This window comes from Streptococcus danieliae (assembly GCF_013415245.1).
In the GTDB taxonomy this organism is placed as follows: domain Bacteria; phylum Bacillota; class Bacilli; order Lactobacillales; family Streptococcaceae; genus Streptococcus; species Streptococcus danieliae_A.
The window spans coordinates 1-590 of record NZ_JACBXX010000094.1 but is presented as its reverse complement, the minus strand read 5'-3'; the positions used below and the strand labels follow the sequence as shown (position 1 = coordinate 590).

Here is a 590-nt window from a genome sequence, read left to right as displayed (position 1 = left end):
TCTATCTGTAATTCTGAGTAATTCTGTGGTATTATAAATAAGTTCCATATGATTCTCCTAATGTTGGTTTGGTCACTATTCATTATAGGTCATATGGGGCTTTTTTTGTACCTCAAAAAGCCCTATAATCCCTATTTTGGGTCGTTACCCACTATAGAAATTATAGAGCCGGAAGTTTGGGACCAAGTTCGTTCGCTGGATCAGGCAGGAAGTGCCGGATCCAGTTTAAGAATAGAGCGAACGTAGTTCGCGTCAATATCCTGTCTTCCCGACTAGCAAGAGGCATTAGCCTCTTTTTTTGTTTGTGGAAGTAGCTCCAGGATACAGATTGGTTTTATGTCAATGGGATAGGAATAAAGCGAATGTAGTTCACGTCAATATCCTGTCTTCCGGATTAGGGAGTGGGACAGAACTAAATTTGAAAAAATTTAGTTTATTCGCTTTCTTAATTTTAGGCTCATGCGAGTTTGGGACAAAAGTCTCTCTGACTAAAGCAAAAAAGCAACGGTTTAAGAGCCGTTGCTTTTTTGCTTTATGGAGATAGTCTTGATACAATATAATTACGACAAAATACTGAGAAAGGCTATCCC

At 38.8% G+C, this 590-nt stretch carries 1 protein-coding gene; it reads right to left on the bottom strand.

Annotation, left to right across the window (positions count from 1 at the left end):
* Positions 1 to 369 precede the first annotated feature (369 nt).
* Positions 370 to 590, bottom strand: a 221-nt coding sequence (locus HZY94_RS10340; protein ID WP_218925711.1) for a hypothetical protein, incomplete at its 5' end; no start/stop codon positions are given.